This is a genomic window from uncultured Salinicola sp. (assembly GCF_937921195.1).
In the GTDB taxonomy this organism is placed as follows: Bacteria; Pseudomonadota; Gammaproteobacteria; order Pseudomonadales; family Halomonadaceae; genus Salinicola.
The window spans coordinates 1-13,544 of the sequence record NZ_CALFQK010000210.1; the positions used below are offsets into that span (position 1 = coordinate 1).

Below are 13,544 nucleotides of genomic sequence, written 5' to 3' on the forward strand. Positions count from 1 at the left end.
GGGCCAGACCATCCGGTGAAGGCTGTTCGGCGTATTCGAACCGCACCCCGAACTGCGCGCCGTCGCCCAGCAGATATTGATACTGCGGCAGGTCGGAAGGCGTCGAGATGATCAATATCTCGCGGATCCCTGCCAGCATCAGCACCGAGATCGGGTAGTAGATCATCGGCTTGTCGTACACCGGCAGCAGCTGCTTGGAGATGCCCTGGGTGATCGGATGCAGCCGGGTGCCGGAACCGCCGGCCAGGATGATGCCTTTACGTGCCATGTGAAGCTCCTTTTCGATGCCAAGATCGAGTCAGACATTCAGGATAACGGTATAAAAGCGGCCTTTCCCCGCGGCTCGCTTCTACGAGAAGGCGCATCCGCGCCGTGAGCAGTCGTGCTATGCCGCCTCGAGCAGCTCCGCCAGCGTCAGCCGCAGCTGGGATTCCCAATCCGGCAGCGTGACGCCGAGCGCATGCTCGACTTTCTCCAGCGAGAGGCGTGAATTGAGCGGACGGCGGGCGGGCGTGGGATAGTCCGCGGTCGGGATCGACGCCACCCCGTCCGGCCCCACCCGCAGCGACTCCCCGAGCGCGGACGCGTGTCGGAATATCGCCTGGGCGAAACCGTGCCAGCTGGTCTCGCCTCGCGGCGCGAGGTGGTAGACACCGGGTGCCAGGCGCCCCTCGACTTGCCGTTTCACGGCCAGCAGGGTCATGTCGGCAATCAGCCGGGCCGGCGTCGGCGCACCGATCTGGTCGCCGACGACACTCAGGGCGTCGCGCTCCCGGGCCAGGCGCAGCATGGTCTTCATGAAATTGTTGCCGCGAGCGCTATAGACCCAACTGGTACGGAAGATCAGCGCATCCGCACCGCTGCCCAGCACCGCCTCGTCGCCGGCCAGCTTGCTCTCTCCGTAGGCCGAGAGCGGGCCGGTCCCGCTGGACTCCCGCCAGGCGGTGTCGCCGCCGCCGGGATAGACGTAGTCCGAGGAGTAGTGAACGAGCCTCGCCGAGCGCGCGGCGCAGTACTCGGCCAGCTGGGCCGGCAGCTCGGCGTTGAGCCGGAACGCTTCCCCACGCGCCGTCTCCGCGGCGTCGACCGCGGTCCAGGCAGCGGCATTGGCGATCAGGTCCGGTCGGCTCTCGTCGAGCAGGCGGGCGACGGCATCGGCATCCAGCAGATCGAGGGATCGGCGCCCCGGCGAGACGCACTCGCCAAGCGGCGACAGCGCGCGCTGCAACTCGAAGCCGACCTGGCCGTTGCCGCCCAGAACCAGCGTATTCATGCGGTCGCTCCCAGTCGCTCGCCCTGATAGCTGCCGTTCTGGACCCGACGCCACCAGGTGTCGTTGTCGAGAAACCACTGCACGGTCTTGCGCATGCCGCTCTCGAAGGTCTCGCGGGGGGTCCAGCCCAGTTCCCGCTGGATCTTGGAAGCGTCGATGGCATAGCGCTGGTCGTGTCCCGGTCGGTCGACCACGAAGGTGATCAGGTCACGATAGCGGGCGACTCCCTCCGGCTTGCTGGGGGCGAGCTCCTCGAGCAGCTCGCAGATCGTCTCGACGACCTGGATGTTCTGCTTCTCGTTGTGGCCGCCGATGTTGTAGGTTTCGCCGATCGCCCCTTCGCTGGCGACCTGCACCAGCGCCCGCGCGTGATCCTCGACGAACAGCCAGTCCCTGATCTGCCGGCCGTCGCCGTAGACCGGCAGCGTCTGCCCCGCCAGCGCATTGAGGATCGTCAGCGGGATCAGCTTCTCCGGGAAGTGGAACGGCCCGTAGTTGTTGGAGCAGTTGGTCACCACCGTCGGCAGGCCGAAGGTCCGGTGCCAGGCACGGACTAGGTGATCGGAGCTGGCCTTGCTGGCCGAATAGGGCGAGCTCGGCGCATAGGGCGTGGTCTCGGTGAACAGCTCGTCCACGCCGTGCAGGTCGCCATAGACCTCGTCGGTGGAGATATGATGGAACCGGAACGCCGCGGCCCTGGCCGGGTCGCTCTCCTGCAGCCCTTTCCAGTAGCCCCGCGCCGCCTCCAGCAGCACGTAGGTCCCCACGATGTTGGTCTCGATGAAGTCGGCCGGCCCGTCGATGGAGCGATCCACGTGGCTCTCCGCCGCCAGGTGCATCACCACGTCCGGCCGGTACTCGTTGAAGATCCGGGCCATGGCCGCGCTGTCGCAGATGTCGGCGAGGCGAAACTCGTAGCGTTCGTCGCTGTCGACCCGTGCCAGCGACTCCGGGTTGCCGGCATAGGTCAGCTTGTCGATGTTGATGACGCGATGCGGCGTGTGCTCGATCAGTTCGCGCACCACTGCCGAGCCGATGAAACCGGCGCCACCCGTTACCAGAAATGTCATGCTCATGGTGATTCCCCTCTCGAGCCTATTGCGCCCTGCCTGACGAATGCCGGTGCATCGCCGGTCGATGGTTCAGGCAGCGCTGGTGGGATCGGTCGTGCGATCCATGGTTGGTCGTTGTCTTTCCTTGGGCGGCGCTGGCCGGGGTCGCGGCGACAGCCGGCCCCGGCCACGCCGGTCCGGTCAGTCGCGGTGATCCTTCACGATCAGGATCAGCATGTTGAGGATCAACGTGATGAACAGCGCGATGACCGCGAACACCACCGAGTTGTAGAGGCGCTCGGGCTGTTCGGGGTATTCCGGCATCGTCGGCGTCTGGAGCACGGAGACCTGCTTCAGCTTGCGCGCCGCCTCGATCCGCGTGTTCTCGAGCGCGCCCAGCGCCCCGGAGTAGCTGTCCTGGGCGAACTGCGCCCGCAGCATCAGGGTCTGGTACTCCGAGGAGATGCTGTTGAGCGCGTTGCCGGACTGCCTGGCCAGTCGAGCCTGCTCCTGGGTGATCTGATCGGTCAGCGCCTTGATCTCGCTGTTGATGCGCACGATCTCCGGCGAACGCACGCTCTGGTAGCTGGCCAGTGCGCTCTTGCGCGCCTTGGCGATGGCGAGCTGGCCTTCCAGGCCGGACACCACCGAACTGAGGCTCTCCACCGTGCCCGTCGGCGAGACCAGTCCGTTGGCGTTCTGGTAGTCGAGCAGCGCGTCCCGCGTCTGCTGGAACTTCTCTTCCAGCAACGTCACCTGCTGCTCGAGAAAGCGCACCTGCTCCTCGGCCAGGCGCTGGCCCATCAGGTTCATGTGCCGCTCGCCCTCGTCCAGCAGCAGCTGCGCGATCTTGTTGGCTTCCTCGGGGGTGAAGGCTTCGACATCGACCCGCAGCACGCCGGCGTAGTCGTCCAGCTCCACCGAGATCCGCGACAGGAAGTAGTCGTGCAGCTCCTCCAGCGGTGCGTTCTCGTCGCCCAGCGCGCTGAAGACATCGGCGCCGGAGTTGGCGTAGTGATTGCGGAAATCCGCCTCCTCGATGAGCAGCTTCAACATGTCCACCGAGCGCATGTAGTCGCGCAGCAGCAGCATGTCCGCGAGATTGCTGGTGGCGCCGCCGCTCAGCAGCGAACTCACGCTCAGGGTCGGCGCCGCGAGCTGCGGGCTCTCGAGAACCACGTTGGCGTGGGAGACATAGCGATCGGTCGCCCACAGTGCCCAGTAGAGCGATACCATCACGATCGCGACCAGGCAGACGATCCAGTGAAGCGACTTGCGCAAGCGGGACTTCTTGTTGATAGACGATGAGTTGTTCATGGCCGACCTGTCTTTTTCGTAGTCTTTGTCGTTCGTTTACGAGGCTTGGCTTTCGCCTGCGACTGGAACTGCTGAACGTAACGGCGCGCCTCGTGCATCCGCTCGCGGGACTCCTCCATGCGCCAGCGCAGCGCATCGTCGGGGTTGTTGCGGGCGGGGTCGTCACTGGCTATCTGGTATTCGAGGCGAACCTGCTCGAACTCGAGATTCGCCTGCATCAACTGCTGCTTCGCTTCGGAGAGCGAGGTGGGGATCTTGGGTGGCTCGACCTTCCTGCCATCGGTCGCCTGGTGGTAGGCGCCGATGGCTTCCTCGATATCGTCGTACCACCGCGCCTGGCCCTTCTCCAGCACGATGCCGGCCTCGCAGAACTCGCGCAGGACACCCTCGCCGTGGGAGACCATGATCAGGCTGGCCTTGCCGACTCGCGCCTTGAACGCCTCCTTGGCCTTGGCCTTGAAAGCGCGATCGCCAACGGCGGTCGCCTCGTCGGACAGATAGACATCGAAGTCGAATGCCAGCGACAGGCCGAACGCCAGCCGCGAGCGCATCCCCGACGAGTAGGTCTTGACCGGTTCGTCGAAGGCGTCGCCGATCTCGGCGAAGGCCTCGACCTCCCGCACCACCCGTTCGATCTCCTCATCGGCGCCATGGATCCGGGCCACGAACTTGACGTTCTGGCGACCGGTCATGGAGCCCTGGAAGCCACCCGCCAGGCCGATCGGCCAGGAGACGCGGCTGTTGCGGACGATGTCGCCGCGATCCGGCGAATCCATGCCCCCGATCAGTCTCAGCAGGGTGGACTTCCCGGCACCGTTGCGACCCAGCAGACCGACACTGACCCCAGTGGGAATAGTCAGGTTGATGTCCTTGAGCACCCACTGGCTGCCATGGTGGTTGTGGTAGCGCTTGTAGAGATTGCGAATCTCGATCATGGGGTCCGTCCTCTCACGGTGTCTGAAAAATCAGTGCGCTTTCAGTTGATCGCGAAAGCGCGTGTGAAGGATCAGCCCCAGCGAGATCAGCGCCAGCGCCCAGAACCACAGGTAGGTCATGTCGATGCCGTCGATCGTGTGGTAGCCACTGAAGAAGTTCATCCGCATGCTCTCCAGGCCGTGCACGATCGGGTTCATCAGCAGGTATTCCCGGTACTGGTGCGGCACGTAGAGCACCGGGAAGATGACGCCAGAGAGCAGCAGCAGCGGCAGGTTGAGGATCCGGGCCACCTTGCCGATCTCCGGCACCAGATCGGCGAGCACCGATAGCGTCAGGCCGGTCCCCCAGCCCAGCGCCCACAGCGACATCCAGTCCATCATCGCGCCGAACGGGTAATCCGGCATCAGCTCGAACTTGAGCAGGCTGCCTATCGTGATGAACAGGATGAAGATCAGCGACTTGAGCATGCCTTCGAGAAAGCAGCGCACCAGCACCGGGTCCACCGGCTTGACCTGGCGGTAGGCGAACAGGCCACGATTGGCCTCGATCGCGCCGATGGAGCGCATCATGTTCTCGCGGAACAGCATGAAGCCCATCAGCCCCACCACCATCCAGGCGACGTAGTCGGCGCCGGCGATGTGCCGGCCGGACATGAACAGCCCGCGAACCGAGACCATCACGCCGATGATCGCCAGGGGTTCGAAGATCATCCAGAACCAGCCCATGCGGTCGGCCATGGTGCGGGAGATCGTCTCGCGCATGAACATGGCGAACCAGACGCTTCTGGCCACTCGCCACGAAGAGCGGGAGCCCCCTCGGGGCGACCTTGCAAAGTCAGGTTGGGAAAAGCCCGGTTGCGATGAATCCGGTCGTGAAACATCCATAGCCATGGCGGATTACCCTCGGGAGTACGCGCGCGGCGAGCGCATCAGGCCAACGAACCGGCGGTCGGGGGCGCTCACAGGTCGAGCGCCACGCGAGTCGCCACGGCGACCTGGAACAGGATCTGGGTGATCGCGGAAGCCAGCTCGATGTTGCTGGTCGGCGCGGCGGGCAGCACGATGATCTCGTCGCCGGCGCGCATCCGGGTCTGGTCGGCATGGAGGACCGCACCGTTGCGATGTACCACCAGCACCTGGTCTTCGTCGGCCCTGGGCGTGAAGCCGCCGGCCTGCTGGATGTAGTCCAGCGCGCTCATGCCCTGGGTGTAGACCATCGCCTGGGGGATGATGACCTCGCCGCTCAGCAGGATGGAGTCGGTGTTCTCGGGGATGGTGACGATATCGCCGTCCTGCAGCCGGATATCGGCGACGTTGCCGTCCCTCGCGACCACCAGGCGGCCGGTCGGCTTGACCTGGGAGGCCTTCTGCACGAACCGTTCGATCAACTCCGCCTGACGAACCTGGATCTCGCCCTCCTTGGCCGTGCGGGCCGGATAGCCGAGGTAGGTCGTCTCCAGCCGTCGCAGGCTGTCCTTCAACGACGACGCCTGCTGCTCGGCCACGCTGATCCGGCGGATGGAGACGTCCTGGTAGCTGGTCATGCCCTGGGGCACGCTGACCGCGTTGAGGAACTCGCCCAGTCGGGCATCCCGGGGCAAGGCGTAGCGCGAGGGCCCGTAGTAGCTGCCCTCGACCTGAACCACGATGGTCTCGTCGCGCTGGTCGGCGCTGAACAGCACCTCATCGCCGCGGCGTACCTCGGCGCCGCGGAACTCCGCCAGCGGCAGGTAGCGCGAGATCGGCCCCGACGGGCGGCTGCCGCGCAGCAGCACATGGGAGACGCCGGACTTGAGACGGGCCAGGTTGATCACGTCCTGCCCGGTCAGCGCCTCGCCGACCAGTTCGTAGCGGTAGTTCTTCTGGACGTCGCCGACGACGCTGATGGCGGGCCCGCGCTCCTCGACCACGATGGTGTCGCCATCCCGGAACTGCGGCCGGGCGATATCGCCGTCGATCAGGAAGTGGTAGAGATCGACGACATTGATCACCTGGTTGCCACGCTTGATCACCACCTGGCGATAGCTGCCGAGCGCCTGGTCGATGCCGCCCGCCTGGTCGAGGAAGTAGAGCACCGAGTCGTTGGGCGTCCCGGAGTAGCGCCCCGGATTCATGACGTAGCCGGTGACGAAGACGCCCACCGGCTGCACGCCCTGGAGATTGGTGTAGACGCTGACGTTCTCCGGATAGACCGACTGGATCGCGCCGCGTACCCGGGAATTGAGCTGGGCGTTGGAGATCCCCTGGACCTGCAGCGGCCCGATGCGCGGCAGGAAGATATTGCCCTGGGCATCCACGGCCAGCACGCGGTCGATCTCGACCCCGCCCCAGACCCGGATCGTGATCTGGTCGCCCGGCTTGATCAGGTACTCCGGGTTGAGACCGTCGGCCATCATGCCGCGGAAGCCACCCGTGAACAGGTTCTCGCCGAACGGCGGCAAGGTGTCGGGATCGACCATGGCCTGGGCCCGGGGATCCACCGGCCCGTAGGTGCCGCTATCCCAATCCGCCCGCGGCGGTGTATCGCTCGGATTGGCCTCGTCGGACTGCGACGTCATCGCCTGGGCCTGTTGATCGCTGCCCAGCAGGCCACCGCTGCTCAGTCCGATGTCCTGGGCGTGAGCAAAGTTGGCGTTCAGGCACGCTACCGCCACCAGGCACATGGCCCGGAAAATCACTGATAACCGCTTCATGATGGTTCCCTTCCCTCACGTATTTTTCAGGCCATCGAGTGCCGGGTTTCGCTCATGAGAGCACCGGCAAAATGCCTTTGAAGGCACTTCTCAATTCGGTGGCGACCAGGTCGTTCCGGCATGGGGAACGACGGGTTTAGACGGCTTCGTCGAGATGGCGTCCAGGGTTGACCCGGGCGCGGTTCAACGAATGATTTCCGTCACCAGACGCTGCGCGTACCAGCCTTTTCCCGGCACCAGGCAGCTCACTTCCCCCACCGGAACGCCCGCCGGCGCGACGTTGCGGGCCACATCGAGACGAATGCAGCGCCGCCCGCTGGCCGAGAAGTAACGCTCTCGGGCGTGAACGGAGACGTTCGCTCCCCAGGGCGTCGTCGCCAGCGTCGTGACGCTGCCGGTCGCGGCCCCATCGAGAAACGTCGCCAGCGGGCCGGTGATCGGCGTGGCATCGTTCATCGGCATCACGGCCGCATCGTCGAGGCGTTGTTGGGACGAGGTCGCACATCCCGACATGGCCGCCAGCATCAGCGCCAGCGCCAGCCACCGGGAGATGCCACTGCCCCCTCCGCATTTCCTGATTTCGTTTTTCATCGTGCCCACCCTTCCCTCGCTTTCCCGCGCGTTATCGCCGAGAGCCTTGCCTGTTTTTCGTTGCCGTTGGGTCCGCATGCGGCCCGACGACCCGATCCAAAAGTTGTCAGATGATCCGGTGACGCCGCAGGGCGGCGATGAGTTGGCCCACGGTCTCCTCGAGATCATGGGCGGACGTGTCGATCACGACCTCCGGCGATTCCGGGGCCTCGTACGGAGAGTTGATACCGGTGAACTGCTGGATTTCGCCGTTGCGAGCCTTGCGATAAAGGCCCTTGGGATCGCGCTTTTCGCATACCCAGAGCGGCGTGTTGACGTAGACCTCGATGAACTCGTCGGCCTCGACCATGTTGCGGACGATCTGGCGATCGTTGCGAAACGGCGAGATGAACGAGACCAGGGTGATCACGCCCACATCGACCATCAGCTTCGCCACCTCGCCGACCCGGCGGATGTTCTCCTGGCGATCCAGGTCGCTGAAGCCGAGATCGCGACACAGGCCATGGCGAACGTTGTCCCCGTCCAGCAGGTAGGTGTTGTAGCCCATGCCGAAGAGCTGTCGCTCGAGAGCATCCGCCACGGTGGACTTGCCTGCGCCGGAGAGCCCCGTGAACCAGATGATGCTCGGCTTCTGGCGATTGCGTTCGGCGCGACGGCGCTTGTCGACGGCCATGTCGTGCCAGACGACGTGGCCGACATTCAGCGCGTCGACGACCATGCCGGCGCCCACGGTCAGGTTGCTCAGCTTGTCGATGAAGATGAAACTGCCGGTTTCGGGAGAGCGCTGGTAACTGTCCAGCACCAGCGGCTGGGTCACCTCGATCTGGCACCGGGCGATGCCGTTGAGGGGCAGCGCGTCGGTGGCACTGCGCGCCAGGGTATTGACGTCGACCTGATAGACGATTCGCGTCACCCGGCCGGAGACGACCCGGGTACCGGCCTTGAACTCGTACTCCTGGCCCGGCGACAGCGGCGTCTCGTGCATCCACACCACGTCGGCGGTAAACACGGAACTGGGCTCGATGGCGCTGTTCGCCGCCACCAGCATGTCGCCACGGGAGATGTCGAGCTCGTCCCGGAGCGTGAGCGTCACCGACTGGCCGGAATAGGCAACGCTCAGGTCACCGTCGTTGGTGACGATACGCGCAACGGTCGAACGCTTGCCGGAGGGCTCCACCCGGATCTCGGTTCCCACCTCGACCGCCCCGGCGGCCAGCGTGCCGCTGTAGCCCCGGAAATTGAGATTGGGCCGGTTGACGTACTGCACCGGAAACCGCAGTTCATGGAGGCTCGGCGCCGACAGGATCTCGATCTGCTCGAGCTGCGCCAGCAACGGGGCGCCCTCGTACCAGCGCATGTCGTCGCCACCGGGGTTGACGACATTGGCGCCGTTCAACGCGGAGATGGGCAGGAAGCGTACGTCGCTGACGTTCAACCTGTCGGCGAAGTCGCGATAATCCGCGACGATCTCCTGGAACCGGGCTTCGGAATAGCCCACCAGGTCCATCTTGTTGATCGCGATCACGAAGTGACGGATCCCGAGCAGGTCGCAGATGAAGCTGTGCCGCCGGGTCTGCAGCTGCACCCCGTAGCGCGCGTCGATCAGGATGATCGCCAGATCCGCGGTGGAGGCGCCGGTGGCCATGTTGCGGGTGTACTGCTCGTGGCCCGGCGTGTCGGCGATGATGAACTTGCGCTTGTCGGTGGAGAAGAAGCGGTAGGCGACATCGATGGTGATGCCCTGCTCCCGCTCCGACTGCAGACCGTCGACCAGCAGTGCCAGGTCCACCTGGCTACCCTGGCTGCCGCTCAGCCTGGAGTCGCGCACCACCGCCGCCAGCTGATCCTCGTAGATCGTCCTGGCGTCATGCAGCAACCGGCCTATCAGGGTCGACTTGCCGTCGTCGACACTGCCACAGGTCAGCAGTCGCAGCAGGCCCTTCCCCTCGTGCGTGTTGAGATGACGTTCGACATCGTCGGCGATTCGCACTGTCTGAAGGGGCATCAGAAGTACCCCTCGCGCTTCTTCTTCTCCATCGAGCCGGCGCCATCGTGATCGATGGCACGTCCGAAGCGCTCGCTGGTGCGAGTCAGCAACATCTCCTGGATGATGGCGGGCAAGGTGGTGGCGCGGGACTCGATGGCGCCGGTCAGCGGGTAGCATCCCAGGGTGCGGAAGCGCACCCAGCGCTCCTGGGGCACTTCGCCGGCCGCCAGCGGCAGTCGCTCGTCGTCCACCATCAGCAGCAGGCCCGAACGGAGCACGGTCGGTCGCGGAGCCGCGTAGTAGAGCGGCACGATGGCGATCGACTCGAGATGGATGTACTGCCAGATGTCCAGCTCGGTCCAGTTGGAGAGCGGGAAGACGCGGATCGACTCGCCCTTGTTGACCTTGCCGTTGTAGAGACTCCACAGCTCCGGCCGTTGCCGCTTGGGGTCCCAGCGGTGATGCCGGTCCCGGAACGAGTAGACGCGCTCCTTGGCGCGGGAAGCCTCTTCATCCCGGCGTGCGCCACCGAACGCCGCGTCGAAGCCATGCTTGTCCAGCGCCTGCTTGAGCGCCTGGGTCTTCATGACGTCGGTGTACTTGGCGCTGCCGTGGTCGAAAGGGTTGGTGCCCGCAGCCCGCCCCTCCTCGTTGACGTGCTCGATCAGCTCCATGCCGACCTGGGCCGCGGTGCGATCGCGAAACGCGATCATCTCGCGAAACTTCCAGGTGGTGTTGACGTGCAACAGGGGGAATGGGGGCGTTCCGGGGTAGAACGCCTTCCGCGCCAGATGCAGCATCACCGAGGAGTCCTTGCCGATCGAGTAGAGCATCACCGGATTGCGGAACTCCGCGGCCACCTCCCGAATGATCTGAATCGACTCCGCCTCGAGCTGCTTGAGGTGAGTGTGAGCCGTGACTGTCAGTTCGCGCATAACGTTCCCGTGCACCCGATCGAGAGTAACGAAACAAAAGGTTTCAAACGGATGAAATCGACCGAAGGCCTCTTCAACGCCGTTCCCATTTATTGTTTTCGAGACTCTTTTTCGATCAACAACGGGCTCCGAGTCAAACCTTCAAAACTCGACAGGTAAAGTCGTGTAAAGGTCAGAACCGGGTTTTAGAAAGGCTGCTAAATAAAGTTACAAAACAGGAAGTCACACCAAAATGTGAGCCTCTAATACCAATGGCAAGATTTTGTTTTTAAATGGAATTAATCGAAAAACAGCGTCAATCAGACCGATTCCGATATTCATCATTTCATTCCCATTGCGAAAACTTTTTAAGTTCCTGAACTCGACAAAGATCGCCAGCCTCTTTTCCCGACGCAAAAAAATCTGAATTAAATACCTCGGACGAAAAACCGAAAGTCTGATTTTGTTAATACCTCATTCATCGAGTTTTCCCGCAGAAAAGTTTGTTTACATTTGCCATATTCGCCACCCTCCCCCGATTACGAAAAATCCCGGCGCTTAGCAATTCGACACAGCCGAAAAGCGCCCTCGCGCCGCGCTTTGCGTTACACTGCGCGTCAGATTGCCTCGCGCTCCGGACTCGGATCGGTTGCGTCGGGCAAGCGCCCAAGGCAGTGACACGACATTTCCCCGACGGACCGCACCCGCTTTCTGTGACCCATGCATAACGATTCGACAGTCCTGCGACCGTCCTCCCAGCGCGTGGCCGGCTATCTCTCCAAGGGCCTGGCCCGCTGGAACATCATCCGCTGTCTGCTGCCGGAGTACTCGCGCCAGGTTCGCCTCAAGCCCGGCAGCCGCCAGCCCGTCGACGCCATTCTCGGCTGGGGCCTGAAGCCGACGTCGAAACAGGCGCGTCGTCTGGCCACGCGCCGGGGCCTGCCCTACATCGCCATCGAGGATGGGTTCCTGCGTTCGCTGGGGTTGGGCGTCAACTACTCCCAGCCTCATAGCCTGGTCGTGGACTACAGCGGCATCTACTACGATGCGACCCGCCCTTCGGACCTGGAGACGCTGCTCGCCGAAGCGACCTTCGGCCCGGACGAGCTGGCACGCGCCGACCACGCCATGCAGCGCCTGCGTCGACTGCGGCTGTCGAAGTACAACCACGCCCCGGACCGGCCGCTGCCCGCCGCCGACCGCTCGCGCGTGCTGGTCATCGACCAGACCCGCGACGACGCCTCGATTACCCATGGCATGGCCGACGCCGGCTCGTTCCAGCGCATGCTGGAGAGCGCGATCGACGACCACCCCGATGCCGAGATCCTGATCAAGACCCATCCCGACGTCATCGCCGGGCGCAAGCAGGGCTACCTGACCCGGGCCTCGGCGCATCCGCGCTGCCGGCTGATCGGTGACGACATCAATCCGTGGGCGCTGATCGATGCCGCCGACGCGGTCTACGTGGTCACCAGCCAGCTGGGATTCGAGGCGTTGATGGCGGAGAAGCCGGTGCACTGCTTCGGCATGCCGTTCTATGCCGGCTGGGGTCTGACCCGGGACGCGCTGCGCTGCGAGCGCCGCCAGCGCCAACGCACGCTGCTGGAACTGTTCGCCGCGGCCTACCTGCGCTACTGCCGCTACGCCAATCCCTACACCGGGAAGGTCTCGACCCTCGAGGCGACCATCGACCTGATCGCCGACCAGAAGCGCCAGCGGGATCGCCTGGCGGGACGGTGGCTGGCCGTCGGATTCTCCAGCTGGAAGCGTGCCTTCATCACCGATTTCCTCGGCCCGGCCTCCAGCGTGCGCTTCATCCAGGACGACCACCCGCAACCCCACGAACTCGAAGATCGCGACAGCCTGGTGGTGTGGGGACAAAAGGCGACCGACTCGATCAAGGCGCTGTGCCGCCAGCACGGACTCGCGCTGTGGCGGATGGAGGATGGCTTCGTGCGCTCGGTCGGGCTGGGGGTCGATCTGATCCGGCCGCTGTCGCTGGCCTTCGACTCCCGCGGTCTCTATTACGACGCCGCCCGCGAAAGCGACCTGGAACGACTGCTCGCCGAGACGGAGTTCGAACCGGCTCTGCTGGCGCGTGCCGAGCGCCTGCGCCAGCGTCTCACCGAACTCAAACTCTCGAAGTACAACGTGCAGGGCAAGACGCGGCCCTCGCTGCCGGTGGACGCGATCGGTTCACGGCCGGTCGTGCTGGTGCCCGGCCAGGTCGAGAGCGACGCCTCGATCGCCTACGGCTCCCCCGAGATCAAGACCAACCAGGCGCTGCTCGAGGCCGTCAGGCACAACCGGCCCGACGCCTTCGTCATCTACAAGCCGCACCCCGACGTGGTCTCGGGCGCCCGGGTCGGTCTGCTCGACAAGACGGCGCGGGGGCTCTACGACCTCGAGCTGGTCGACTGCGACATCATCGACCTGATCGAGCTGGCCGACGAGATTCATACCATGTGCTCGCTGACCGGCTTCGAGGGCCTGATGCGCGGCGTGGAGGTGCATACCTACGGCCTGCCTTTCTATGCCGGTTGGGGACTGACCCGCGATCGGTTATCCTCCCCGCGGCGTCAGCGACAGCTAACCCTCGATGCCCTGATCGCAGGCGCCCTGCTGCTGTATCCGACCTACGTCGACCCGGTCACCGGCGAGTTCTGCAACGCCGACACCGCGGTCGAGTTGATGCAGCAGCAGCGTGACCGGCGATCGGGATTGCCGCTCCGAGTTCGCCTCTACCGGCTATACCGCAATCTGTTCTCCAAAAGGCAATGAC

At 64.4% G+C, this 13,544-nt stretch carries 11 protein-coding genes; 1 reads left to right on the forward strand and 10 read right to left on the reverse strand.

What is annotated here, in order from left to right:
* The 10 genes from Q0602_RS24430 to cysD all read right to left on the reverse strand — a co-directional run.
* On the reverse strand, positions 1-268 hold a 268-nt coding region (locus Q0602_RS24430), incomplete at its 3' end, for a sugar phosphate nucleotidyltransferase (protein WP_298848776.1).
* Positions 269-385: 117 nt separating this feature from the next.
* A complete protein-coding gene (rfbD, locus tag Q0602_RS24435) occupies positions 386-1,273 on the reverse strand; it encodes a dTDP-4-dehydrorhamnose reductase (RefSeq protein ID WP_298848778.1) in 888 nt (295 codons plus the stop codon).
* Complete coding sequence (gene rfbB, locus Q0602_RS24440; RefSeq protein ID WP_298848848.1) at positions 1,270-2,343, reverse strand: dTDP-glucose 4,6-dehydratase; 1,074 nt, start codon at positions 2,341-2,343, stop codon at positions 1,270-1,272. The genes rfbD and rfbB overlap by 4 nt, the downstream gene beginning before the upstream one ends.
* 183 nt (positions 2,344-2,526) lie before the next feature.
* The gene (locus Q0602_RS24445; RefSeq protein ID WP_298848780.1) at positions 2,527-3,642 is read right to left on the reverse strand and encodes a chain-length determining protein; all 1,116 of its coding nucleotides are present in this window, start codon (positions 3,640-3,642) and stop codon (positions 2,527-2,529) included.
* Positions 3,639-4,577 carry an ABC transporter ATP-binding protein gene (locus Q0602_RS24450; protein WP_298848782.1) on the reverse strand — a complete coding sequence of 313 codons (939 nt, stop codon included), beginning with the start codon at positions 4,575-4,577 and terminating at the stop codon, positions 3,639-3,641. Before Q0602_RS24450 ends, Q0602_RS24445 begins: the two co-directional genes overlap by 4 nt.
* A gap of 30 nt (positions 4,578-4,607) precedes the next feature.
* Positions 4,608-5,369, reverse strand: a complete 762-nt coding sequence (locus tag Q0602_RS24455) for an ABC transporter permease (protein ID WP_298848784.1) — start codon at positions 5,367-5,369, stop codon at positions 4,608-4,610.
* 167 nt (positions 5,370-5,536) lie between these two features.
* Positions 5,537-7,270: a polysaccharide biosynthesis/export family protein gene (locus Q0602_RS24460; RefSeq protein WP_298848786.1), complete on the reverse strand. Its 1,734-nt coding sequence runs from the start codon at positions 7,268-7,270 to the stop codon at positions 5,537-5,539.
* A 183-nt stretch (positions 7,271-7,453) separates the two neighbouring features.
* A complete protein-coding gene (locus tag Q0602_RS24465) occupies positions 7,454-7,861 on the reverse strand; it encodes a DVU3141 family protein (protein ID WP_298848788.1) in 408 nt (135 codons plus the stop codon).
* A 106-nt stretch (positions 7,862-7,967) separates the two neighbouring features.
* Positions 7,968-9,866: a sulfate adenylyltransferase subunit CysN gene (cysN, locus tag Q0602_RS24470; protein ID WP_298848790.1), complete on the reverse strand. Its 1,899-nt coding sequence runs from the start codon at positions 9,864-9,866 to the stop codon at positions 7,968-7,970.
* Positions 9,866-10,783 carry a sulfate adenylyltransferase subunit CysD gene (gene cysD, locus Q0602_RS24475; RefSeq protein WP_298848792.1) on the reverse strand — a complete coding sequence of 306 codons (918 nt, stop codon included), beginning with the start codon at positions 10,781-10,783 and terminating at the stop codon, positions 9,866-9,868. Before cysD ends, cysN begins: the two co-directional genes overlap by 1 nt.
* A gap of 699 nt (positions 10,784-11,482) precedes the next feature.
* On the opposite strand from cysD, the gene Q0602_RS24480 reads away from it, so the two are divergent.
* A complete protein-coding gene (locus Q0602_RS24480; protein ID WP_298848793.1) occupies positions 11,483-13,543 on the forward strand; it encodes a capsular polysaccharide biosynthesis protein in 2,061 nt (686 codons plus the stop codon).
* Position 13,544 lies beyond the last annotated feature (1 nt).

Bases quoted from the DNA above. Each gene is read 5' to 3' on its own strand.
- Q0602_RS24445 (WP_298848780.1), bottom strand. From the start codon at position 3,642: ATGAACAACTCATCGTCTATCAACAAGAAGTCCCGCTTGCGCAAGTCG.
- cysN (WP_298848790.1), bottom strand. From the start codon at position 9,866: ATGCCCCTTCAGACAGTGCGAATCGCCGACGATGTCGAACGTCATCTC.
- Q0602_RS24465 (WP_298848788.1), bottom strand. From the start codon at position 7,861: ATGAAAAACGAAATCAGGAAATGCGGAGGGGGCAGTGGCATCTCCCGG.
- rfbD (WP_298848778.1), bottom strand. From the start codon at position 1,273: ATGAATACGCTGGTTCTGGGCGGCAACGGCCAGGTCGGCTTCGAGTTG.
- Q0602_RS24450 (WP_298848782.1), bottom strand. From the start codon at position 4,577: ATGATCGAGATTCGCAATCTCTACAAGCGCTACCACAACCACCATGGC.
- Q0602_RS24480 (WP_298848793.1), top strand. From the start codon at position 11,483: ATGCATAACGATTCGACAGTCCTGCGACCGTCCTCCCAGCGCGTGGCC.
- rfbB (WP_298848848.1), bottom strand. From the start codon at position 2,343: ATGACATTTCTGGTAACGGGTGGCGCCGGTTTCATCGGCTCGGCAGTG.
- cysD (WP_298848792.1), bottom strand. From the start codon at position 10,783: ATGCGCGAACTGACAGTCACGGCTCACACTCACCTCAAGCAGCTCGAG.
- Q0602_RS24460 (WP_298848786.1), bottom strand. From the start codon at position 7,270: ATGAAGCGGTTATCAGTGATTTTCCGGGCCATGTGCCTGGTGGCGGTA.